The 23718-nt window shown below is 64.4% G+C and carries 21 protein-coding genes; 19 read left to right on the forward strand and 2 right to left on the reverse strand.

Going from position 1 to position 23718, the window contains the following annotated elements; genetic code table 11:
• The first annotated feature begins 1 nt into the window (after window position 1).
• The 14 genes from ACUXV1_RS16855 (at window position 2) to moaC (ending at window position 15159) form a co-directional block, all read left to right on the forward strand.
• Window positions 2-1483 carry a UDP-N-acetylmuramoyl-L-alanyl-D-glutamate--2,6-diaminopimelate ligase gene (locus ACUXV1_RS16855; protein ID WP_446016047.1) on the forward strand — a complete coding sequence of 494 codons (1482 nt, stop codon included), beginning with the start codon at window positions 2-4 and terminating at the stop codon, window positions 1481-1483.
• Window positions 1480-2841 (forward strand): UDP-N-acetylmuramoyl-tripeptide--D-alanyl-D-alanine ligase, encoded by a 1362-nt coding sequence (locus tag ACUXV1_RS16860; protein WP_446016046.1) that lies wholly within the window; start codon window positions 1480-1482, stop codon window positions 2839-2841. The genes ACUXV1_RS16855 and ACUXV1_RS16860 overlap by 4 nt, the downstream gene beginning before the upstream one ends.
• Window position 2842: 1 nt before the next feature.
• Window positions 2843-3928, forward strand: a complete 1086-nt coding sequence (gene mraY, locus ACUXV1_RS16865) for a phospho-N-acetylmuramoyl-pentapeptide-transferase (protein ID WP_043635488.1) — start codon at window positions 2843-2845, stop codon at window positions 3926-3928.
• An 8-nt stretch (window positions 3929-3936) separates the two neighbouring features.
• Window positions 3937-5316 (forward strand): UDP-N-acetylmuramoyl-L-alanine--D-glutamate ligase, encoded by a 1380-nt coding sequence (gene murD, locus ACUXV1_RS16870; RefSeq protein WP_446016044.1) that lies wholly within the window; start codon window positions 3937-3939, stop codon window positions 5314-5316.
• Window positions 5313-6470 (forward strand): putative lipid II flippase FtsW, encoded by a 1158-nt coding sequence (gene ftsW, locus ACUXV1_RS16875; protein WP_052370435.1) that lies wholly within the window; start codon window positions 5313-5315, stop codon window positions 6468-6470. The genes murD and ftsW overlap by 4 nt, the downstream gene beginning before the upstream one ends.
• A gap of 134 nt (window positions 6471-6604) precedes the next feature.
• Complete coding sequence (gene murG, locus ACUXV1_RS16880) at window positions 6605-7687, forward strand: undecaprenyldiphospho-muramoylpentapeptide beta-N-acetylglucosaminyltransferase (RefSeq protein ID WP_043635493.1); 1083 nt, start codon at window positions 6605-6607, stop codon at window positions 7685-7687.
• A 37-nt stretch (window positions 7688-7724) separates the two neighbouring features.
• The gene (gene murC / locus ACUXV1_RS16885; RefSeq protein ID WP_446016043.1) at window positions 7725-9116 is read left to right on the forward strand and encodes a UDP-N-acetylmuramate--L-alanine ligase; all 1392 of its coding nucleotides are present in this window, start codon (window positions 7725-7727) and stop codon (window positions 9114-9116) included.
• Between the two features lie 23 nt (window positions 9117-9139).
• Window positions 9140-10051 (forward strand): D-alanine--D-alanine ligase, encoded by a 912-nt coding sequence (locus tag ACUXV1_RS16890; protein ID WP_043592438.1) that lies wholly within the window; start codon window positions 9140-9142, stop codon window positions 10049-10051.
• Complete coding sequence (locus ACUXV1_RS16895) at window positions 10041-10766, forward strand: cell division protein FtsQ/DivIB (protein ID WP_019102324.1); 726 nt, start codon at window positions 10041-10043, stop codon at window positions 10764-10766. The genes ACUXV1_RS16890 and ACUXV1_RS16895 overlap by 11 nt, the downstream gene beginning before the upstream one ends.
• 19 nt (window positions 10767-10785) lie before the next feature.
• Window positions 10786-12024: a cell division protein FtsA gene (gene ftsA / locus ACUXV1_RS16900; protein ID WP_043592377.1), complete on the forward strand. Its 1239-nt coding sequence runs from the start codon at window positions 10786-10788 to the stop codon at window positions 12022-12024.
• A gap of 232 nt (window positions 12025-12256) precedes the next feature.
• On the forward strand, window positions 12257-13447 hold the full coding sequence (gene ftsZ, locus ACUXV1_RS16905; RefSeq protein ID WP_039755403.1) for a cell division protein FtsZ: 1191 nt from the start codon (window positions 12257-12259) through the stop codon (window positions 13445-13447).
• 111 nt (window positions 13448-13558) lie between these two features.
• Window positions 13559-14470, forward strand: a complete 912-nt coding sequence (gene lpxC / locus ACUXV1_RS16910) for a UDP-3-O-acyl-N-acetylglucosamine deacetylase (protein WP_043635701.1) — start codon at window positions 13559-13561, stop codon at window positions 14468-14470.
• 2 nt (window positions 14471-14472) lie between these two features.
• Complete coding sequence (locus ACUXV1_RS16915) at window positions 14473-14655, forward strand: hypothetical protein (protein WP_446016042.1); 183 nt, start codon at window positions 14473-14475, stop codon at window positions 14653-14655.
• A gap of 24 nt (window positions 14656-14679) precedes the next feature.
• A complete protein-coding gene (gene moaC / locus ACUXV1_RS16920) occupies window positions 14680-15159 on the forward strand; it encodes a cyclic pyranopterin monophosphate synthase MoaC (protein ID WP_043635503.1) in 480 nt (159 codons plus the stop codon).
• Between the two features lie 34 nt (window positions 15160-15193).
• Here the strand turns inward: moaC and panS are convergent, their stop codons facing one another.
• On the reverse strand, window positions 15194-16135 hold the full coding sequence (gene panS, locus ACUXV1_RS16925; protein WP_081555181.1) for a ketopantoate/pantoate/pantothenate transporter PanS: 942 nt from the start codon (window positions 16133-16135) through the stop codon (window positions 15194-15196).
• A gap of 171 nt (window positions 16136-16306) precedes the next feature.
• Here panS and dsdA point away from each other — a divergent pair, with 171 nt between their 5' ends.
• The 4 genes from dsdA (at window position 16307) to ACUXV1_RS16945 (ending at window position 21482) form a co-directional block, all read left to right on the forward strand.
• Window positions 16307-17665 carry a D-serine ammonia-lyase gene (gene dsdA / locus ACUXV1_RS16930; protein ID WP_446016041.1) on the forward strand — a complete coding sequence of 453 codons (1359 nt, stop codon included), beginning with the start codon at window positions 16307-16309 and terminating at the stop codon, window positions 17663-17665.
• A gap of 14 nt (window positions 17666-17679) precedes the next feature.
• Window positions 17680-18606 carry a DNA-binding transcriptional regulator DsdC gene (gene dsdC, locus ACUXV1_RS16935; protein WP_043592435.1) on the forward strand — a complete coding sequence of 309 codons (927 nt, stop codon included), beginning with the start codon at window positions 17680-17682 and terminating at the stop codon, window positions 18604-18606.
• Window positions 18607-18707: 101 nt separating this feature from the next.
• The gene (locus ACUXV1_RS16940; RefSeq protein WP_446016040.1) at window positions 18708-19406 is read left to right on the forward strand and encodes a glutathione S-transferase family protein; all 699 of its coding nucleotides are present in this window, start codon (window positions 18708-18710) and stop codon (window positions 19404-19406) included.
• Window positions 19407-19457: 51 nt separating this feature from the next.
• On the forward strand, window positions 19458-21482 hold the full coding sequence (locus tag ACUXV1_RS16945) for a M13 family metallopeptidase (RefSeq protein ID WP_446016039.1): 2025 nt from the start codon (window positions 19458-19460) through the stop codon (window positions 21480-21482).
• A 153-nt stretch (window positions 21483-21635) separates the two neighbouring features.
• On the opposite strand, the gene ACUXV1_RS16950 is transcribed toward ACUXV1_RS16945, so the two are convergent.
• The gene (locus ACUXV1_RS16950; protein WP_446016038.1) at window positions 21636-22412 is read right to left on the reverse strand and encodes an AraC family transcriptional regulator; all 777 of its coding nucleotides are present in this window, start codon (window positions 22410-22412) and stop codon (window positions 21636-21638) included.
• A 94-nt stretch (window positions 22413-22506) separates the two neighbouring features.
• Here ACUXV1_RS16950 and ACUXV1_RS16955 point away from each other — a divergent pair, with 94 nt between their 5' ends.
• Window positions 22507-23679, forward strand: coding sequence for an MFS transporter (locus tag ACUXV1_RS16955; RefSeq protein ID WP_446016037.1), 1173 nt, complete (start codon window positions 22507-22509; stop codon window positions 23677-23679).
• Window positions 23680-23718: the final 39 nt, after the last annotated feature.

The raw sequence follows: 23718 nt of genomic DNA on the forward strand, positions 1-23718 counted from the left end.
CATGAAAAGCCGTTTGACCCCCATGCCGGATTGGAATCCGACCGACATCAAGCAGTTGGGACTGCCCGTCAAGCGGGTGGAGACCGACAGCCGCCGCGTGCTGCCCGGCGACGTGTTCCTGGCGTGCCCCGGCCTGCATTCCGACGGCCGCGACTACATCCAGGCCGCGTTGGCGAAAGGCGCGGCCGCGGTGTTGTGGGACGATGCCGGCGGCTTCGCCTGGAACCCGCTGTGGCAAGCGCCCAATCTGCCGGTGCCGCATCTGCGCGACCGCATCGGCATGCTGGCGGCCGAGGTCTACGGTTACCCCAGCCGCGCGCTGCGCGTAATCGGCATCACCGGCACCAACGGCAAGACTTCTATTTCCCATTGGCTGGCGCAGGCTTTTTCGCTGCTGGGCCAGAAGGCGGCGCTGATCGGCACCGTCGGCAATGGTTTTTACGGCGAACTGACCGAAACCACCCACACCACGCCGGACCCGGTGACCATTCAGCAGAAACTGGCTGAATACCGCCGTCAGGGCGCGCATGTGGTGACGATGGAGGTATCCAGCCACAGCCTGGATCAAAGCCGCGTCAACGGCGTGGACTTCGCCACGGCGGTGCTGACTAATCTGACTCGCGATCATCTGGACTATCACGGTTCGATGGAAGCCTACGGCGAATCCAAGAAGAAGCTGTTTTTCTGGGAGGGCCTGAAACACGCGGTGATCAACGCCGACGATGAATTCGGCAGGCAATTGGCCGCCGAAATCGATCCGGCCCAGACCCAAGTGGTGACTTACGGCCTGGAGCAGGGCGATGTGCGTCCGCTGGCGCTGGCCGCGACGCTGGACGGCCTGCAACTGACGGTGACCACCCCCTGGGGCATCGCCGATGTGCGCACCGGCTTGGTGGGACGCTTCAACGCCGCTAATCTGCTGGCCTGTCTGGCCACCTTGTGCGTCAACGGCGTCAGCCTGCGCGACGCCGCCGCGGTGATGGCGCGCATCCAGCCGGCGCGAGGCCGCATGCAGAGCGTGGGCGGCGCGCACGAGCCGCTAGTGGTGATCGACTACGCCCACACTCCGGACGCGCTGGAAAAAGCCTTGTCCACCTTGGCCGAGATTCGCCCGGAAGGCGGCCGCCTGTTCTGCGTGTTCGGCTGCGGCGGCGACCGCGATCCGGGCAAGCGCCCGATGATGGGCGCCATCGCCGAGAAAATCGCCGACGTGGCGGTGCTGACCAGCGACAACCCGCGCACTGAAGACCCGCAAGCCATTCTGCGCGACGTGTTGGCCGGCATGGACGCCGCGCGCACTCACGTTGAGGTAGACCGCGAAGCGGCCATCCACTGGGCGGTGGGCCAGGCGCGCGCCGGCGACGTGGTGCTGGTGGCCGGCAAGGGCCATGAGGAATACCAGGACATCGCCGGCGTCAAACGGCCGTTCTCCGACTTCCGCGTGGCGGAAGAGGCGCTGACCGCTTGGGGGGAACGCGCATGATGACGCTGCTGCAGGCCGCCGAACTGGCCCGGGGCGCTTTGAGCGGCCCGGACGGCGACATCCTGCGCGTAGTGACCGATAGCCGCGAGGCCGGTCCCGGCGATCTGTTCGTCGCCTTGAAGGGCGAACGCTTCGACGCCCACGACTTTGTCGCCGAGGTTGTCGCCAAGGGCGCGGCCGCGCTGGTGCGCGCGGATTTTGACTTGCCCGGCGCGAGCCTGATCCAGGTAGAGGACACCCGCCTGGCCCTGGGCCGGCTGGCCTCCGGCTGGGCGCTCCGCCTGCCGGTGCTGCGCATTGGCGTCACCGGCTCCAACGGCAAGACCACGGTCAAGGAAATGCTGGCGGCGATTCTGCGTCGCCATGCCGGGGCCGACGCGGTGCTGGCTACCGCCGGCAATTTCAACAACGATATCGGCCTGCCGCTGACCCTGCTTCAACTGACGCCGGCGCATCGCTACGCGGTGCTGGAAATGGGCATGAACCATCATGGCGAGCTGCGCTACCTGACCGGCCTGGCCCGGCCGCGCATCGCGCTGGTCAATAACGCGATGCGCGCTCACTTCGGTTATTTCGGCTCCACCGAGGAGGTGGCGCGCGCCAAGGCGGAAATCTTCGAAGGTCTGGACGCCGACGGCGTGGCGGTACTGAATGTCGACGATGCCAATCTGGCGCTGTTCCGCCGCGCGGCGGACGGCCATCGTCAGATCGTCTTCGGTCTGAACGCCGAGGCTGATGTTCACGCCGCCGACATCGAGCTGGGCGCGCTCAGCAGCCGTTTCACCCTGCGTTGCGCCGACGGCGAGCGGCGGATAGAACTGCCGGCGCCGGGCGAACACAATGTGCGCAACGCGCTGGCCGCCGCCAGCCTGGCCCTGGCCGCCGGCGTGCCGTTGGATGGCATCGCCACCGGTTTGGCGGCCTTCGGCGGGGCCAAGGGCCGTTTGCAGCTCAAGCAAAGTCCGCGCGGCTTGAGCGTGATCGACGACAGTTACAACGCCAACCCGGACTCGATGAAGGCCGGAATCGACGTGCTGACGCGCTTGCCTGCGCCGCGCTGCTTCGTGATGGGCGACATCGGCGAATTGGGCGAAGCCGCCGATGCGCTGCACGCGGAAGTGGGCGAGTACGCCCAGGCACGCGGCATCGATCTGCTGCTGACCTTGGGTGAAGCCTCGCGTCACGCCGCCGTCGCCTGCGGCGCGGGCGGCAAACATTTTGATTCGATTGACGAGTTGTACGAGTTCCTCGACCGGCAGTTGCCGTCGGGTGCCTCCGTTCTGGTCAAGGGGTCGCGCTTCATGCGCATGGAACGGGTGGTGGAACACCTGATGCAACAATTAAGAGAGGAACAATAACGTGCTGCTCTGGCTGGCTGAACTGCTGGGCTCCCACATCCGGGCCTTCAACGTCTTCAACTACATCACGCTGCGCGCGGTGATGGCGGCGCTGACCGCGCTGGCGATCTCGCTGCTGCTGGGACCGTGGGTGATCCGCAAGTTGACCGAACTCAAAGTGGGCCAGGCGGTGCGCAACGACGGCCCGCAGACCCATCTGATCAAGGCGGGGACTCCGACCATGGGCGGTTCGCTGATCCTGCTGGCCATCGGTCTGACCACGCTGCTGTGGGCCGACCTGTCGAACAAATACGTGTGGCTGCTGTTGGCTGTCATGTTCGGCACCGGCGCGCTGGGTTTTTACGACGACTGGCGCAAGGTGGTGTACAAGGACCCGAAAGGCGTGTCCGCCAAGTTCAAGATGGCTTGGCAGTCCGCCATCGCCATCGGCGCCGGCGTGTTCCTGATCGCCACCGCCAAGCTGCCGGCGTCCACCGAGCTGATCGTGCCCTTCGTCAAGACCGTCGCCTACCCGTTGGGCGCCATCGGTTTTTGCGTGCTCACCTACTTCGTCATCGTCGGCACCTCCAACGCGGTGAATCTGACCGATGGCCTGGATGGTCTGGCGGCCTTGCCCACCGTGCTGGTGGCGGCCGGGCTGTCCATCTTCGCCTACGTTGCCGGCCACGCGGTGTTTTCCAAATATCTGGGCCTGCCCTTCATTCCCGGCGCGCACGAGGTGGTGGTGTTCTGCGCCGCGATGTGCGGCGCCTGTTTGGGTTTTTTATGGTTCAACGCCTATCCGGCCCAAGTGTTCATGGGCGATGTGGGCGCGCTGGCCCTGGGCGCGGCGCTGGGCACCGTGGCCGTGATTGTGCGCCAGGAGATTGTATTGTTGATCATGGGCGGCCTGTTCGTGGTGGAAGCGCTGTCCGTGATGATTCAGGTGGCTTCGTTCAAGCTCACCGGCAAACGGGTGTTCCGCATGGCCCCACTGCATCACCACTATGAATTGAAAGGCTGGAAGGAAACGCAAGTGGTGGTGCGTTTCTGGATCATCACCATGATGCTGGTGTTGGCCGGCCTGTCCACCATCAAGCTGCGTTGAGGAAGAACATGGATTACGCGAATCGTCACGTCGTGGTAGTGGGCTTGGGGGGCTCGGGCTTGGCGGCCGCGCGCTACCTGGCCGCGCACGGCGCGCGCGTGAGCGTGGCCGACGCAAAACCGTCGGCCGAGCGCGTGGCCGAACTGCGCGCCTTCCTGCCGCAGGCGGAAGTGCGCGGCGGCGACTTCAACGAACAGACCTTCGCCGACGCCGACTTGCTGGTGCTGAGTCCGGGCGTGCCGCTGAAGAACCCGGCCGTTGCCGCCTTCCGCCAAGCCGGCGGCGAGGTGATAGGCGATATCGAAGTGCTGGCGCGGGCGATTCGCGGCGACGGCAGCAAGGTGATCGCCATCACGGGCTCCAACGGCAAGAGCACCGTCACCAGCCTGGCGGGCCATTTGTGCGCCGCCGCCGGCCTGGACGCGGTAGTGGCCGGCAATATCGGCCTGGCGGTGCTGGAAGCGCAACTGGAACGCGAACAAAGCGGCAAGCGCCCGGACGTGTGGGTGCTGGAGCTATCCAGCTTTCAACTGGAGTCCACACTTACGCTGGAGGCCGATGCCGCCACGGTGCTGAACATTTCCGAAGACCACCTGGACCGCTACGACGATCTGCTGGACTACGCCCATACCAAGACCCGGGTGTTCCGCGGCGGCGGCGTTCAAGTGCTGAACCGAGACGATGCGCTGGTGCGCGCGATGGCGCGGCCCGGCCGCGTGGTCAAATGGTTTTCGCTGACAGAGAATGCCGCATTCGCGTTGCAGCAGGATGACGGCCGCTACTGGCTGAGCCTGGACGGAGAGCGGGCCTTCGATTGCGCCGAAATGCGTCTGCAAGGCCTGCACAACGCCGCCAACGCGCTGGCCGCGCTGGCTTTGTGCGAAGCCGTGGGCGCGCCGCGCGCGGCGCTGCTGCAAGGGCTGAAAACCTTTCAGGGTCTGGAACATCGCGTCGAGTTGGTGGACGAAATCGGTTCGGTTGCGTTTATCGATGACTCCAAGGGCACCAATGTCGGCGCCACCGAGGCGGCCCTGAACGGCATGACCCGTCCGGTGGTGTTGATCGCCGGCGGAGAGGGCAAGGGACAGGACTTCGCGCCGCTGGCGCCGGCCTGCCGCCGCATCGCCCGCGCCGTGCTGTTGATTGGCCGCGACGCCGGCAAGATTCGCGCCGCGCTGGCGGACTCCGGTCTTCCGCTGCACGACTGCGCGACGCTGGAAGAAGCCACCCGCCGCGCGGCTGAGCTGGCGCGGCCCGGCGATGTGGTGCTGCTGTCGCCGGCTTGCGCCAGCCTGGACATGTTCCGCAACTACGCGCATCGCGCCCAGGTGTTCATCGACACCGTGCGCGAACTGAAGGCGCGGCAAACCGAGGCGACGCGGCCATGATCGTGCACGGAGCCCGGCGCTACGCCGCCATCAAGCCGTTCGACGAAGCGCTGTCCTGGGCGCTGGCCCTGCTGTTGTCGATCAGCCTGGTGATGGTGTACTCGGCGTCCATCGCCTACGCCGAGGCCGACGCGGCCACGCACAACCGTTACTTCTACCTGATCCGCCACATGATCTTCATGACGATAGGGCTGAGCGCGGCCTATATCGCCTTCCAGATTCCGACGGCGTTCTGGCAGAAGTACTCCGGCAAGATTTTCCTGATTGGGCTGGTGTTGCTGGTGCTGGTGTTGATTCCCGGCATCGGCAAGATGGTCAACGGCTCGCGGCGCTGGATCAACTTGTTTGTGTTGAACCTGCAGCCGTCAGAAGTGATGAAGTTCGCCACCGTGCTGTACGCGGCGGATTACACCGTGCGCAAGAGTCATCTGCTGCACAGCCTGAAAGAAGGCTTCGCGCCGATGTTCGCCGCCATGGTGGTGGTGGCCTTCCTGCTGCTGCGCGAGCCGGACTTCGGCGCGTTGATGGTGGTGATGAGCATCGCGATGGGCCTGCTTTTCCTTGGCGGCATCAATATGCGCATCTTCAGCGGGCTGGCGGTGATGGCGGTGGGCGCCATCGTGGTGCTGATCATCTCCTCGCCGTATCGCTTGAAGCGGGTTCTGGGTTTCATGGACCCGTGGGACGACCCGTACGGCAAGGGCTATCAGTTGTCGCACTCCTTGATCGCCATCGGTCGCGGCGAGTGGTTCGGCGTCGGCTTGGGCGGCAGCATAGAGAAGCTGTTTTACCTGCCGGAGGCGCATACCGACTTCATCATGGCGGTGATTTCGGAAGAGTTCGGTTTTGCCGGCATTTGCGTGGTGGTGGGTCTGTACGCCTGGATTGTGCGGCGCGCCTTCCACATCGGCGTGGAGTCGAAAAAGCTGGAGCGCTATTACCAGTCGCTGGTGGCGCAGGGTCTGGGCATCTGGCTCGGCATCCAGGTGTTTTTCAACATCGGGGTGAATATGGGCCTGCTGCCGACCAAGGGTTTGACCTTGCCGCTGATGTCCTTCGGCGGCTCGGCGATGTTGATGAATTTGATCGCGGTGGCGGTGCTGCTGCGGGTTGATTATGAAAACCGAAGGATTATGCGGGGCTATAAGGTTTAGCCCCGCATTCAGGAAAGGCGGTAAGCCTTTCCAGGCGCCTTGGCGCCGTCTCCTTCGGTTTCTGCAAGCCCGAAGGGCGAAGCGAAAACCGGCGCACGATGCGCGGCAACGAGAGTTAACGGAACGGATTAGAGATGGCGAATCGCACGGTCATGGTGATGGCGGCTGGTACGGGTGGACACATCGTCCCCGGCCTTGCCGTGGCCAAGGAGTTGCAAAGCCGGGGCTGGAATGTGGTGTGGCTGGGCACCCGGCGCGGCATGGAGAACAAGTTGGTGCCGCCCACCGGCATTCCGCTGGAACGGCTGAATTTCCACGGCGTGCGCGGCAAGGGCCTGTTGGGCTCGGCCAAGGGCGCTTTGCAGCTGCTTGGCGCTTTCTTCAGCAGCGCGGCGCAGATTTTCCGCCATCGCCCGGACGTGGTGCTGGGTATGGGCGGCTATGTCTGCCTGCCCGGCGGCGTGATGGCTGGCCTGCTGTGGAAGCCGCTGGTCTTGGTCAACGCCGACGCCGGCCTGTTGTTGAGCAATAAGGCCTTGCTGCCGTTCGCCAAGAAACTGGTCTGCGGTTTCGATGGGGACGCGGCGCGCAACGGCAAGGCCCTGGTCACCGGTAATCCGGTGCGAGGCGAGATCGAGAGCATCGCCGCGCCGGCTGAGCGTTTTGCCGGCCGCGGCGGCCCGCTGAAGGTGTTGGTGGTGGGGGGCAGCCTGGGCGCCAAGGTTTTGAATGACACTTTGCCGCAGGCGATGGCCAAGTTACCGGCGGACAAGCGGCCGCAATTGACGCATCAGACCGGCGAGGCGAATTTCGCCGCGGTCGAAGCGGCTTATCAGGCTGCTGGCTTGCGGGATCAGGTGGAATTGTTGCCCTTCGTAGACGACATGCCAAAGCGCCTGGCCGAATGCGATTTGGTGATTTGCCGCGCTGGCGCGATCACGGTCAGCGAATTGTGCGCTGCCGGCGTGCCCAGCGTGCTGGTGCCGCTGGTGGTGTCCACCACCGGCCATCAGCGCGACAACGCCGAGTGGATGGCGAAGGCCGGCGCGGCCTGGCATCTGCCGCAGAAAGAATTGAACGCCGATGGGCTTGCGGGCTTGTTGGCGGGTTTGGATAGAGACCAGTTGCTGGACAAGGCCGAACGCGCGCGCGCGCTGGCCCATTCCGGCGCGGCCGGCCGGGTGGCCGACCTGTGCCAGCAGCTGGCCAGGGAATGACAGGGCGTCATATGAGCGCTCAAGCAGAGACACAGACATGAAACACAGGGTCAAACACATACATTTCGTCGGCATCGGCGGCGTGGGCATGTGCGGCATCGCGGAGGTGCTGCACGGCCTGGGCTTTACCGTGTCCGGCTCCGACATGGCGGAAAGCGCCACCAGCAAGCGGTTGATCGATCAGGGCATACGCGTGTTCTACGGCCACGACGCCACTTATATGCATGGCGCCGACGTGGTGGTGACCTCCACTGCGGTCAAGTCCGACAATCCTGAAGTGCTGGAAGCGCGCGCCAACAAAATTCCGGTGATCCCTCGCGCGCTGATGTTGGCTGAGTTGATGCGCTTCAAGCAGGGCATCGCCATCGCCGGCACCCACGGCAAGACCACCACCACCAGCCTGACCGCCTCGGTGCTGGGCGCGGCCGGTTTGGATCCCACTTTCGTCATCGGCGGCAAGCTGACCGCGGCCGGCACCAACGCGCGCCTGGGGTCCGGCGAATTCCTGGTGGCCGAGGCCGACGAATCGGACGCCTCCTTCTTGCACCTGACTCCGGTGATGGCGGTGGTGACCAATATCGACGCCGATCACATGGACACCTACGACCACAGCTTCGACAAGCTCAAGCAGGCTTTTGTGGACTTTCTGCAGCGCTTGCCGTTTTACGGCCGCGCGGTGCTGTGCGTGGACGATCCCAATGTGCGCGAGATCCGAGGCCGCATCACCAAGCCGGTGACCACTTATGGCCTGGACGATTCCGCCGACATCTACGCGGAGAACATCCGCGCCGCGGCCGGCCAGATGCATTTCGACGTGGTGGTGAAGAACGGCAAGGAAGTGCGCTTTCCTGTTGTGCTGAACATGCCGGGCCGCCACAACGTGCTCAACGCGCTGTCCGCCATCGCCATCGGCCTGGAGTGCGGAGCCAGCGTGGAAGCGATCCAGCAAGGCCTGGCCGAGTTCGCCGGCGTCGGCCGCCGTTTCCAGCGCTATGGCGAAGTGCCGGCCAAGGACGGCGGCAGCTTCACCCTGGTGGACGACTACGGCCATCACCCGGTGGAAATGGCCGCCACGCTGGCCGCGGTGCGCGGCGCCTTCCCGGACAAGCGTCTGGTGCTGGCCTTCCAGCCGCACCGCTACACCCGCACCCGGGATCTGTTTGAAGACTTCGTCAAAGTGCTGTCCAGCGTGGACGCCTTGTTGCTGTCCGAAGTCTACGCCGCCGGCGAAGCGCCCATTGTGGCCGCCGACGGTCGCGCCTTGGCGCGCGCGGTGCGGGTTTTGGGCAAGGTGGAGCCGGTGTTCGTCGAGGACATCGTCGATATGCAGCAGACCATTTTCGATCAGGCTCGCGACGGCGACGTGGTGGTGACCATGGGCGCGGGCTCCATCGGCGCGGTGCCGGCCAAAGTGGCGGCGGGCGCGTGATGATGAATGACAAGGACAAGGCAATGACGCAGTACGGCAAGGTGGCGGTGATGATGGGCGGGAGCTCCTCCGAGCGCGAAGTGTCGCTGATGAGCGGCGCCGGCGTGCTCAAGGCCCTGCAGTCCCGCGGCGTGAACGCTCACAAGTTCGATCCGTCGGAACAACCGCTGAGCGCGTTGAAGGAAGAAGGCTTCGACCGCGTGTTCAACATCCTGCACGGCCCTTTCGGAGAAGACGGCACCTTGCAAGGCGTGCTGGAAAGCATGGGCCTGCCGTATACCGGCTGCGGGGTGATGGCGTCGGCGATCTGCATGGACAAATGGCGCACCAAGCTGTTGTGGCAAGGCGCCGGCCTGCCGATCCCGGAATTCGAGCTGCTGGACGAGAACAGCGACTTCGCAGCGGTGGAGGCCAAGCTTGGTCTGCCCATCTTCGTCAAGCCGGCCACTGAGGGCTCCAGCATCGGCGTGACCAAGGTCAAGCAGCCGGGCGAACTGAAAGCCGCGTTCGAAGAGGCGCGCAAATACGACAGCATCGTGATTGCCGAGCGATTCATCGGCGGCGGTGAGTACACCTGTGCGGTGATTGGCGACACGGCCTATCCGACGATCAAGATCGAGCCGGCGACCGAGTTCTACGACTACGACGCCAAGTATTTCCGCGACGACACCGTCTACCGTTGCCCGTCCGGCCTGAGCGAGGCGCTGGAACAGCGCGCGCGCGAACTGTCGCTGGCGGCGTTCCGCGTATTGGGCGGCCGCGGCTGGGGCCGGGTGGATTTCCTGATGGACGAGGCCGGAGGCATTTACTTGCTGGAAGCCAACACCAATCCGGGCATGACCAGCCACAGCCTGGTGCCGATGGCGGCGCGGGCGATGGGCATCAGTTACGAGGATTTGTGCCTCAAGGTGCTGGATATGGTGCATGTGGGATAACCATCGGTTGCTAAGAGGCCTGGCCAATTTGATGCTGGCCGCCGCAGCGCTGATGTTGCTGTATGCAGGAGGGTTCTGGTTGACGCACGCTCCGGTGTTTCCGGTGAAGAAGATCCAGATTCGCGGCGACATGAAACGCGTGACGCCGGAACAGCTGAAGTTCATTGCCGAGCATGAACTGTCCGGCACCTTCTTCACGCTGGACATCGACAAGACGCGGGCGGCCTTCGGCAAATTGCCGTGGGTGCGGGATGCCCAGGTGCGACGGCGCTGGCCGGACGCGCTGGACATCTCGGTGGAAGAGCATGTGGCGCTTGCGCGCTGGGGAGAGAACGGCCTGGTCAATACCCGAGGAGAGCGGTTCGACGCCGCCAGCGATCAGGACCTGCCGGTGTTTTACGGGCCGGCGGGGGCAGAGAAGGACATGAGCGAAATGCTGGGCGGGCTGCGCCAGGATCTGGCTCCGGCGGGCGTCAAGCCCGCGGCGCTGTGGCTGTCCAGCCGCCGCGCCTGGAAAGTGGGGCTGGACAATCAGGTGCAGCTGGAGTTGGGACGCAACGACGTAAGTCCGCGCGCCCGCCGCTTCGCCCAGTACTGGAAGAGCAAATTGGCGGCGTTGCCGTATCACGTGGAATACGTGGATATGCGCTACCCGAATGGATTCGCCGTGCGGATGCCCGATTACAAGGCGCCGCCGGCCAAGGGAAACAAGTAATTAGCAGTTGGAGCGACAGGTGAGCAAACCAAAGGAAAGCAAGAACATGCTGGTTGGCCTCGACATCGGCACATCCAAGATCGTGGCGATCGTCGCAGAAGTCCTGGAGGACGGCCAACTCAATATCGTCGGCATGGGCCACACCCCGTCGCGCGGTTTGAAGCGCGGCATGGTGGTGAACATCGAATCCACGGTGCAGGCCATCCAGCGCGCGCTGGAAGAGGCCGAGCTGATGGCCGATTGCAAGATTCACGAAGTGTTCGCCGGCATTGCCGGCAGCCACATCAAGAGCGTGAACTCGCACGGCATGGTGGCGATCAAGGATCGCGAAGTCACCAAGATGGACATCGACCGCGTGATTGAAACCGCGCGCGCGGTGACCATCCCGCCGGACCATCAGGTGCTGCACATCCTGACTCAGGAATACAGCATCGACGGTCAGGAAGGCGTGCGCGAACCGCTGGGCATGAGCGGAGTGCGGCTGGAAGCCAAGGTGCACATCGTCACCGGCGCGGTGTCCGCCGCCCAGAACGTGACCAAGTGCGTGCGCCGCTGCGGCCTGGAAGTGTCCGACCTGGTATTGCAGCCGATGGCTTCCGCCATCGCGGTGCTGTCGGAGGACGAAAAAGACCTGGGCGTGTGCCTGATCGACATCGGCGGCGGCACCACCGACATCGCGGTGTACGCCAACGGCGCGATCCGCCACACCGCGGTGATACCGATCGCCGGCGACCAGATCACCAACGACATCGCCATGGCCTTGCGCACGCCCACCAAGGAGGCCGAGGACATCAAGATCCAGCACGCGGTGGCGCTGGTGGCGATGGCCGACCCCAGCCAGATGATAGAAGTGCCGGGCGTGGGCGAGCGCGGGCCGCGTCAGATGTCGCGCGCCACGCTGGCCGAAGTGGTGGAGCCGCGGGTGGAAGAGCTGTTCCAACTGGTGCAGCAGGAACTGCGCCGCAGCGGTTTTGAGGATTTGCTGTCCTCCGGCATCGTGCTGACCGGCGGCGCCAGCCTGATGCCGGGCATGGTGGAGCTGGCGGAGGAAGTGTTCCACATGCCGGTGCGCGTCGGCGTGCCCAAGTATGTGGGCGGCCTGGCGGAAGTGGTGAAGACCCCGCGCTTCTCCACCGGCGTCGGCCTGCTGTTGTACGGCAAGGATCAGATTCAAACGCATACCGGCCCCAAGGTGGAGTCGGCGGGCGTGGGCCAGATGTTCTCGCGCATGAAGGCGTGGTTCGCTGGCAATTTCTAGGAGTTTGTTTACGATCCGCTGCGCGTCGGCGATACGGCGTTGAAAACGGCTTCAGAATGCTCATGTACCGTATGTACATTCCGCTTCTTCAGCTGTTTTCGCCTGGTCTCGCTTTAGCTCGCAGGATCGTGAACATTTTACTAAGCGCTACGCGGCCGGCGCACACGCTGGCCACGATAGCGATCGGGCAGATGTATCGGGTAGGTAGCTCATCTTTATTGAGGAGAGGAAAATGAGCGGAATGGTCTTTGAAGTTATGCAAGAAACCGCCAATGTGGCGATCATCAAAGTCATCGGCGTTGGCGGCGGCGGTTGCAACGCCATCGACAACATGATCGACGGCAATGTGCACGGCGTGGAATTCATCTGCGCCAATACCGACGCTCAGTCGCTGCTGCGCAACAAGTCGCCGCAGAAACTGCAGTTGGGCAACAACCTGACCCGCGGCCTGGGCGCGGGCGCCAATCCGGAAGTGGGCCGCAGCGCGGCGCTGGAAGACCGCGAGCGCATCGCCGAGATGCTGCGCGGCTCCAATATGGTGTTCGTCACCGCCGGCATGGGCGGCGGCACCGGCACCGGCGCGGCGCCGGTAGTGGCGGAAGTGGCCAAGGAAATGGGTATCCTGACCGTGGGCGTGGTCACTCGTCCGTTCGAGCACGAAGGCAAGCGCATGAAAGTGGCGCAGAACGGCATCGAGGACCTGAAAAAGCACGTCGATTCGCTGATCGTGATCCCCAATGAAAAACTGATGGAAGTGCTGGGCGACGACGTGACCATGCGCGAAGCCTTCCGCGCCGCCGACGATGTGCTCAAGGGCGCGGTGGCCGGCATTGCCGAAGTCATCACTTGCCCGGGCCTGATCAACGTCGACTTTGCCGACGTGCGCACCGTGATGAGCGAAATGGGCCTGGCGATGATGGGTTCCGCCTACGCGTCCGGCATCGACCGCGCCCGCGTGGCCGCCGAGCAGGCCGTGGCCAGCCCGCTGCTGGACAACATCACTCTGGAAGGCGCGCGCGGCGTGCTGGTCAACATCTCCACCGCGCCGGGTTGCCTGAAGATGAGCGAGTATCGCGAAATCATGGGCATCGTGCGCCAGTACGCGGACGAAGACGCGCAGATCAAGTTCGGCACCGCCGAAGTGGAAGACATGCCGGAAGACACCATCCGCGTGACCTTGATCGCTACTGGTCTGGGCCAGAAGAAGACCGCGCGCAACACCGAGGAGCGTCCGGAGTACATCAAGATCGTGAAGACCGGCACCGACGACCGCGCGGTGGAAGTGGTCAGCTACGACGACTTCGACACCCCGGCCATCATGCGCCAGGGCCGTCGCCGCGCCGCGCCGTCCATGGACTTCTCCAATCCGGAAGTGAGCGAAAGCTACGATATCCCGGCCTTCCTGCGCAAGCAGGCGGACTGAGGCGGAGTCGCTATAGAAGAAAGCTATTTAATACTGCAAATCAATCAATAAAGTGCGGTTTTTGACTGTGCTAGAATCGGGCATTCCCATCCGTTTGAGAAGTCCGACATGATATTGCAGCGCACGCTGAAACAAGCGATAAGCGCCACGGGTGTGGGTTTGCACTCCGGCGAGCGGGTGAAACTCACCCTGCTGCCGGCCGCGCCCGACACCGGGATCGTCTTTCGCCGCACCGACTTGCCCGAGCCGGTGGAGGTGAAAGTGGATCCATCGCTCGTCAACGACACGCGACTCTCCTCCACGCTGGTGACTGACACCGGCGTGCGTGTCGGCACGATCGAGCATTTGATGTCGGCCCTGGCGGGCTTTGGCATCGACAACCTCGTGATTGAGGTCACGGCGGCGGAAATCCCCATCATGGACGGATCCGCCGCTCCTTTCATTTACCTGCTGCAGACCGCGGGCGTGGCCGAGCAGAACGCCAAGAAGCGCTTCATCCGCGTCACCCGGACGGTGGAGGTGGAAGAGCGCGGCGTCTGGGTCAAGCTGGAGCCGCATGACGGCTTCAAGGTCACCTTGTCCATAGACTTCAACCATCCGGCCTTCAATCTGGCGCCGCAGACCGTGGCGGTGGATTTCGCGCGCCATTCCTATACCGACGAGATCAGCCGCGCGCGCACCTTCGGCTTCATGCACGAGGTGGAATACATGCGCAACCACGGGCTGGGCCGTGGCGGCAGCCTGGACAACGCCATCGTCATCGACGACGAATACGTGCTGAACCCGGAAGGCCTGCGCTTTCCGGATGAATTCGTCCGCCATAAAATCCTGGACGCCATCGGCGACCTCTACATCATCGGCCACCCGTTGATCGCCGCCTTCTCCGGCCACAAATCCGGCCACGCGATGAACAACAAGCTGCTGCGCAAGCTGTTGGAAACGCCGGAAGCCTGGGAATACGTCAGCTACGACGATCCGCTGGACGCGCCGTCCAGCTTCCACCGGCTGCCGGAGGTGGCCTAGCGGTGTTCGGCTTCTGGCGCTTGTGGCTGCTCGTCACCATCCTGTTGTTGGGCTGGGCAGGCGTCTGCTATCTATTGACCCGCAATCCGCTCTACCTGCGCTACCTTGGCCGCATCGGCCGCTGGAGCGGCGGCCTGGTGGTACTGGTCAGCGCCTTCTGGCTGATTTACCGGCTGCTGTCCTAAGCGGGCCGGAGGAGTGATGAACCCATGTCCAAATTGACACATTTCGATGCCGGCGGCCAGGCCCATATGGTCGACGTCGGCGCCAAGGCGCACACCCGCCGCCGCGCGGTGGCCGAAGGCCATATCCGCATGCTGCCCGCTACCTTTGCGCTGGTGAAGGGTGGCGGCCATAAAAAAGGCGATGTGCTCGGCATCGCTCGCATCGCCGCCATCATGGCGTCCAAGAAAGCCGCGGACCTGATCCCGCTCTGCCACCCGATCGCGCTTACCCGCGTGGCGGTGGACTTCGAACTGCTGGAGGCCGACAACGCCGTGCGCATCGAAGTCACCGCGGAATGCAGCGGCCAGACCGGGGTGGAAATGGAGGCGCTGACCGCCGCCAACGTCGGCCTGTTGACCATTTACGATATGTGCAAGGCGGTGGACCGCGGCATGGTCATCGACGGCGTGCGGCTGCTGGAGAAAGAGGGCGGCAAGAGCGGGCATTGGCGGGTGGAGAGCTGATCCGGCGCGATGTCGCGCGCAGTCTCATGTGTCGTTACCCGTGTTGTTCCGCACCGGCCGGCGTCCGCTCGGCGGGCTTGTCCCGCCAATAGCCGGCCAGCAGCGAGCCGGAAATATTGTGCCAGACCGAAAACAGCGCCCCCGGCAGCGCCGCTAGCGGGCTGAAGTAGGCCTTGCCCAGCTGGGCGGCCAGGCCGGAGTTCTGCATGCCCACCTCAATCGCCAGCGTGCGGCATACCGATTCGTCGAAGCCCAGCAAGCGTCCTCCCCAATACCCGCCCAACAGGCCGATGGCGTTGTGCAGCATCACCGCCAGAATGGTCAGCCCGCCCACCGCGGCGATGTGGTTCTTGCTGCCGGCGACGATGGCGGCGATCAGCGCGACGATGGCCAGCATCGACAACAGCGGCAGCAGCGGCTCCAGCCGGCGGACCTGAGGCGCGAAGAAACGGTGGGCCAGCAAGCCCAGCCCTATCGGCAGGATGACGATTTGCAGAATGCTCAGCAGCATCGCCGCCACTTCCACCTTGATCGCCGCGTCCACGTACAGCCGGGTCAGCAAGGGTGTGGCCACCACGCCCACCAGCGTGGACAGCGAAGAGATGGTGACCGATAGCGCCACATCGCCGCGCGATAGATAGATGATCACATTGGACGCGGTGCCGCTGGCGACGCTGCCCACCAGAATCATGCCGATGGCCAGTTGCGGCGGCATCTGGAACAGCCGCGCCAGCGCCCAGGCCGCCAGCGGCATCACCAGATAGTGCAGACCGAGTCCGGCCAATACCGGCGCCGGCCGGCTCAGCACCCGTTTGAAATCGTCCAGCGTCAGCGTTAGTCCCATGGCGAACATGATCACCGCCAGCATCAGGCCGGTATGTGGCAGCAAGGGGGTGAACGCCGCCGGCCGCTGGTAAGCGATGGCGGATAGCAGCAAGGCCCATAGCGGAAACAGGCGGGTGATCTTGGCGAGCACGGGGACTCCTGACGGCGGATAATCCGCACATCATAGGCGATGGACCCCGGCGCGTGGCAAGTCCCCGAGTCCGCATGGCTGATCCAGCGTCAGCCGTCGCTTGCGCAATCGTCTTTTGCCAGCGGCGGCGCGGCGCGGTTTAATCGGGTCTTCGATTCCATGGAGCGCGCGATGCAAGCGACGATTGCCGGCAAGACCGTGGCTGACTGGCAGGCCAGCCATCCCTTATTGACGTCCTTGATGGCCTTGCAGCCTTTGAGCTGGTTCAATCCCGCACTGGCGCCGGCGGCGGAAGCATTGGCCGACGTGGGCTTGAGCAGGGCCGACGTCGAGGACGCCGACGCGCGGCTGCGCCGCTTCGCGCCCTATCTGGCGCGGGTGTTCCCGGACGCTGCCGCCAGCGGCGGCATCATAGAGTCGCCGCTGTTGCCGATTCCGGCGATGCGCGCGGCGCTATGGGCCGAGGCCGGCTTGGAGGCGGGCGGCAGCCTGTGGCTGAAGGCGGACAATTTGCTGCCGATTTCCGGCTCAATCAAGGCGCGCGGCGGCATCTACGAGGTGCTGAAACACGCGGAAGCCTTGGCGCTCAGCCACGGCCTGCTGCGGGAGGGCGACGACTATGCCGGATTGGACAGCGATGAGGCGCGAGCCTTCTTCAGCGGCTATCGGGTGGCGGTGGGCTCCACCGGGAATTTGGGCTTGTCCATCGGCATCATCAGCGCCAAGCTGGGTTTCCAGGCCAGCGTGCATATGTCGGCGGACGCGCGGCAGTGGAAGAAGGACTTGCTGCGCAGCCACGGCGTCAATGTGGTTGAGTACCCGTCCGATTACAGCGTGGCGGTGGCCGAAGGCCGCAAGCAGGCGGCGTCCGATCCACGCTGCCATTTTGTCGACGACGAGAATTCGAAGAACCTGTTTCTAGGCTACGCGGTGGCGGCGGAGCGCCTGCGCAGCCAATTGGCGGAGCAGGGCGTCCGGGTGGACGCGGAACACCCGCTGCTGGTGTATCTGCCCTGCGGCGTGGGCGGCGGGCCGGGCGGGGTGGCCTTCGGCCTCAAACTGGCTTTCGGCGACGCCGTGCATTGCCTGTTCGCTGAACCCACTCACGCGCCCTGCATGCTGTTGGGGGTCCACACCGGGCTGCATGAGGCGGTAGCGGTGCAGGATTTCGGCATCGACAATCTGACCGCGGCCGATGGCTTGGCCGTGGGGCGTCCATCCGGTTTTGTCGGCCGGGCGATGCAACGCTTGATAGACGGCTATTACACGGTGGACGATGGCGAGCTGTACCGTTTACTGGCCTTATTGGAGCGGGAGCAGGGGTTGAAACTGGAGCCGTCGGCGCTGGCCGGCATGCCGGGCCCGCTGAGGGTGCTAGGCGAGTCCCAGGGCTACCGCCAGCGGATGGGCTTGAACGCGGAGAAGCTGGCGCGCGCGGCGCATCTGGTATGGGGCACCGGCGGCGGCATGGTGCCGCCGGCGGAAATGGACGCCTATCTGGCGGAAGGCCGGCGGCGGCTGCCTGCGTGAACGATAATGGCGGCATGCTGAACCTTCCCCCACGCGCCGGCGTTCGGCTGGACGGCGCACAATGGTCCAATCTGCATACCTTCGCGGCGGCGGCGAGGCATTTGAGCTTCGCCCGCGCCGCCGATGAGTTGTGCCTGAGCGCCAGCGCGGTCAGTCATCGCATCGCCAGGCTGGAGCGGGCGCTGGGCACCCGCTTGTTCCTGCGGCTGACCCGTAGTCTGCGCTTGAGCGAGGACGGCGAACGCATCTACCAGGCTTGGCTGGCCGGCCAGGCGCAACTGGAGGCGGCTTTGAACCCGCGGGACGAGACCGAACCGGCTGGCGCGGTGGCCTTGTACGCACGGCCCTCGCTGGCGCAATGCTGGCTGGCTCCGAGGCTGGCGGACTTCGCCGAGCGCCACCCGCGCATCGCGCTGGATATCCGCAGCGGCAACGAGATGGTGGATTTTCGCACCTGGAACATCGACCTGGCGCTGTATTACTCCACCGGCGAGTTTCCCAGCCTGGATGCGCAGCGCCTGATGGACGAGCAAGTGGCGCCGGTGTGCAGCCCGGAGTACGCGGACCGGCATGGCCTGCGCGGCAATCCGGCGGCCCTGGCCGATTGTTTGCTGCTGCACGACGCCCAGGCTTGGGAGCGGGCGGCTCACGATGCTGAATGGCGCGAGTGGGCGCGCCGCCGCGGCGTGGCGCTGCCGTCGCGCGGCATGAGTTTTGACCGTTCCGATTTGTGCGCGCAGGCGGCCGCGCATCACGCTGGAGTGGCGCTGGGCCGGCGGCGTCTGGTTCAAGAACGGGTGGAGCGCGGCGAACTGATGCTGCCGCTAGGGCCGTTCGAGCCGCTGGGACCACAGGCGTATTATCTGGTGCGCGCGCCGCAAGCGCCGTCCCCTCGAGTGCGGGCGGTCATGGACTGGCTGCGTCGTTGCGCGGCGGATTAACTCTCTTCCTTCCCCCTTTTCACGCAGCCCTCTCGCGCGTGCTCCCGACGGCGTGCTAGTCTGCCTCAGTTCAATGTCATGTTGGCCGCGGGAGGTGCTTGATGATCACCCTGTACCAGTTTGGCCCCGCCATGGGCCTGATGGATCCCAGCCCCTTTGTGGTGAAGGCGGATCTGCTGCTTAAGCTGTCCGGCCTCCCGTACCGCCGCGTGCGCGGCGATATGCGCAAGGCCCCCAAGGGCAAACTGCCCTGCATCGACGACGACGGCCAGATGGTGCCGGACTCCACGCTGATCCGCCTGCACTTGGCGGACAAGCATGGCATCACGCTGGACGCCGGCCTGAGCTCCGAGCAGAAAGCGCTGGCCTGGAGCGTGGACTGTATGCTGGGAGAGCATTTCTACTGGGGCATCGTGCATGAGCGTTGGATGGTGGACGCGCATTTCGAGCGCGGCCCCGGCGTATTCTTCAAGGGCGTGCCGTCGTTGCTGCGCGGATTGGTGGTGGCGCTGGTGCGGCGTAAAGTGCGCGCCAATCTGTGGGGGCAGGGCATGGGACGTTTCAGCGAGGCGGAGCGCTTGCGGCTGCTGGAAGCGGATGTGGAGGCGCTGTCAGCCTTGTTGGGCGAGCGGCGTTATTTCATGGGCGACGCCGCCACATGGATTGACGCCAGCGTCTACGCCTTCGTCAGCGGCGCGCTGACCGACGCCATGGGAGAAACGCCGTCGCGGGCGCTGGTGTCGGCGCGCCCCAATCTGGTGGCGTATGCGGAGAGGCTGCGGGCCGAGTTTTACCCTTGATAAGTTAGAGGGTCCGCCGCGAGGCAACACGATAAAAGCAAAGGGGAAAACATGAAGATGAACAGACTGCTGCCTTTGGCGGCCTGGTTGTGCGCGGCCGGCGCATGGGCGGATAGCGGATTGGACTACGGCCGCTACGGCATCGATTTGAACGGCATCGATCCGGCGGTGCGGGTGCAGGATAATCTGTCGCTGCATGCTAACGGGGGCTGGCTCAAGCACGCGGAGATTCCGGCCGAGCGTTCCTCTATCGGCGTGGCGGAAGTGTTGGCGGAGCGTAATCTGGAACGGCTGCGACAGTTGATAGAGCAGGCCGGTCAGGGCGCGGACGTCGGCAAGGAGGCGAGTCAGATAGCCGCCTTGTACCGCAGCTTTATGGACGAGGACACCATTGCCCGTCGCGGGCTGGAGCCGCTGCGCGAATCGCTGCGGGCGGTGGCCGGCCTGAATTCGACGGAGGAGGCGGTGCGTTATATGGGCCGGTTGCAGGATCAGCCGGTGGATACGCCGTTTCGCTTCTATGTCAGCCAGGACCCCAAGGACTCCGCCGTCTATCTGGCCGGAGTCGGCCAGTCAGGCCTGGCGATGGACCAGGATTACTACCTGGGCAAATCCGCGGATTTCGCCGCCGCGCGTCAGGCTTACTTGAAGTATCTGGAGCGCTTGTTCGCGCTGGCGGAACTGGACCAGCCGCAAAGCCGCGCTCGCGATGTGCTGGCTTTCGAAACGCGCTTGGCGAAAATCCAATGGACCAATGTCGAGAACCGCGACATCCAGAAAACCTACAACAAGCTGAGCCTGGCCGAGCTGGCTCGCCGGCAGCCGGGCTATGATTGGTCGGCTTTGTTGAGCGACGCCGGCCTGGGCGCGGCCAAGCAATTGAACTTGGATCAGCCCGACTATCTGAGCAAGCTGGCGCCGCTGCTGCGGACCACATCGGCGGCCACATTGCGCAATTATCTGCTGGCGCGCACGCTGGACGCCTACGCGCCCAGCCTGACGCCGGCCTTCGTCGATGCCCACTTCGATTTCTACGGCAAGACGCTGGAAGGCCGCAAGCAAAACCGGCCGCGCTGGAAACGCGGTGTGAGCGTGGTGGAAAGCGGGCTGGGAGAGGCGCTGGGCAAACTTTACGTGGCGCGCTATTTCACGCCGGAAGCCAAGCGCCAGGCCGACGAACTGGTGCGCAATCTGCTGAAAGCCTATGACCAGTCCATCGACACTCTGGATTGGATGAGCGAGGCCACCAAGCGGCAGGCTCATGTCAAGTTGTCCAAATACGCCTTGAAGATAGGCTATCCGGACAAGTGGAGGAATTACGAGGGCCTGGAGCTGTCCCCGGACGATTTGGCCGGCAATGCGCGGCGCATCGCAAGTTTCAACTACCGGTATATGATCGGCAAGCTAGGCCAGCCGGTGGACCGCAAGGAATGGAGCATGACGCCGCAGACGGTCAACGCCTATTACAACCCGGCCAATAACGAGATCGTGTTTCCAGCCGCCATCCTGCAAGCGCCGTATTTCGATCCCGGCTTCGACCCAGCGGTCAACTACGGCAGCATTGGGGCCACCATCGGCCACGAAATCAGTCACGGTTTCGACGACCAAGGCAGTCAATTCGACGGTGACGGCAATATGCGCAACTGGTGGACCGCCACGGACAACGCGCGCTTCAAGGCCGCCACGCGCAAGCTGGTCAAGCAATACGGCCGTTACCAGCCGGTGCCCGGCCATTACGTCAACGGCGAGTTGACGCTGGGCGAGAACATCGCCGACAACGCCGGCCTGGAAGTGGCGTACAAAGCCTACCATTTGGCGTTGGGCGGCAAGGAGGCTCCTGTGCTGGACGGCATGAGCGGCGACCAGCGCTTCTTTATCGCCTTCGCCCAATCCTGGCGCAGCAAAACCCGCGACGAGGCCACGCTCAAGCAACTAGTGTCGGACCCGCACACGCCGGACTTGTGGCGCCCCATCGGCACCGCCAGCAATATGGAGCCGTTTTACCAGGCTTTCGACGTCAAGCCGGGCGACAAGATGTATTTGCCGCCTAAGCAACGTTTCCATTTGTGGTGGTAAGAATCTGTTCATAATCTGCTGCGCTTCGCGAGGCGTGACACGATGAGTACCGCTTCGAAATGCTCATGTACCACTTGTACATTCCACTTTCTCAGCCGTTTTCGCCTTGTCTCGCTCTTGCTCGCAAGATTTTGAACAGGCTCTAAGACATTCTCAGAGTAAACGTTTGAGTTGGCCGGGCGTGAGCCCGGCATGGCGGCGGAACATGGCGATGAAGGCGCTGTCCTGCGCATAGCCCAGTTCCGTCGCCACCCTGCTTACGCTTTCCCCCTCGGCCAGCAGCCGGCTGGCTTCCATTATTTTCAGTTGCCGCCTCCAGGCGCTGAAGCCAAGACCGGTCTGTTGCTGGAACAACCTGTTGACGGTGCGGCTGCTGGCGCCGGCCTGAGCCGCCAGTTGTTCCAAAGTGGCTTCGCCGCCGGGCTGCTGCAAGAGCTGCTCGGCAATGCGCAGCAGCCGTCGGTCCTGCGGCAGCGGCAAACTCAGCGCCTGCTCCGGCGCGCGGCCGGCTTCGTCCAGCAATACCTCCACCAGCCGTTCTTGCTCAGGCTCCAACGGCGACAACGGCCACTCCGCCACCCGCACGATCAGCTCCCGCAGCAATGGACTGACGGCGATGATCTGCGGCCGACGCGGCAGAGAGGGGTAGACCGCAGGGTCGAAATACAGGCTGCGGTAGGCGAAGGGCTTGCCGGTTTCGGCCTGGTGCCATAGTCCCGAGGGAATCCAGGCGGCCATCGTGGGGGGCAGCACGCAGCGGGTATGGCCGATGCGGATTTGCAGCACGCCGCTGACCGCGTACATCAGTTGCGCGCGGCAATGGCGATGCAGGCCGGAATCGTGCGGTGCCGGCGCGTCTATGGCCATGCCCACGATGGGGTCGGCCAGCTGGTCCGGGTCCGGGGCCGTGGTGGGCTGGTAGCGCGGCATATTGTCCGATTTTCAATGTTTCATGGCTATCCATCGATAATAGTCAGGTCTTCATTCTCCTACAATCCGTGCTCAATGTTTGAAGGAGGACAAAATGAAATCCGCGATCCGGGCGGCGCCGCTGGCGCTGCTGATTGTATTGCTGGGTTTTCCGCAATTGAGCGAAACCATTTACGCGCCGGCCTTGACCGAGATCGCCCAGGCTTACCGCGTCAGCCCAGGCCAGGCGCAACTGACGATGAGCGTCTACTTCCTGGCTTTCGCCTTCGGCGTGGTGTGCTGGGGACGCTGCGCCGACGTGTATGGCAGACGGCCGGCTTTGCTGTCCGCTCTGGGGTGCTACGGCGCGGGCGCGGTCCTGGCCGTATTGAGCCGCGATTTCGCCGTGCTGTTGCTGGCGCGCCTATTGCTGGCTTTCGGCGCCAGCGCCGGTTCGGTGGTGGTGCAGACCATGTTGCGAGATCGCTATCAGGGCCCGGCCTTGCTGGCGGTGTTCGCCACCGTCAGCGCCGCCTTGTCGCTGTCTCCGGCCTTGGGCCCGCCGCTGGGGGCGCTGTTGGTGGCCGGTTTCGGTCATCTTGGCGTGTTCACGGCCTTGTGCGGCTTGGCGGCATGGTTGCTGCTGCTGTCCTGGAGGCTGGCCGGCGAGACCCGGCCGGCGGATTTGCCGCCTCCGGCGGCGCTATGCGCGGTGGCGGTCAGAATGGCGCGCGATCCGCGGGTATTGGCCACAGTGTGGCTGGTGGCGGGTTTCAATCTGTTGTTGTTCGGCTTTTACACCCTGGCGCCGTTCACGCTGCGGTTGCTGGGCATGCCGGCCTGGCTGTTCGGCCTCAGCGGTTTGCTGGTGGCCGCCGGCGGCTTGTTCGGAGCCTTCGTCAACCGCCGCTTGGCGGCGCGCGGCGGCGGCGCGCGCTTGCCTCGCGCGGCGCTGGCTGCGGCCGGGGCGGCTGCGCTGGTTCAACTGTCCAGCGCTTGGCCGGGATGGTCTCCGCCTGTGGCCGTCGGCGTATTGCTGGCCAGCCAACTGGCGATCGCAGCGGCCTTCGGCTGCGCGATTCCGCCTTTGCTGGCTGAAGCGTTGAGGGACTACCGCCCGGTGCAAGGCACGGCCGGCGCCTTGCTGGGCCTGATGTATTACCTGCTGATCGCCGGCGGGTTGGCCTTGATCAGTGTGGCCTACCAGCCTTATGTTGGTTACCAGCCTTTGGCGATGGTGCTGCTTTGCATGGCGATGTGGCCGGCGACGAGGCGATTGGAGCGCTAGGAGTTGAATATTTCGTGTGATCCATGGCATTGTGTTAAA

This window comes from Chromobacterium sp. W521 (assembly GCF_052805975.1).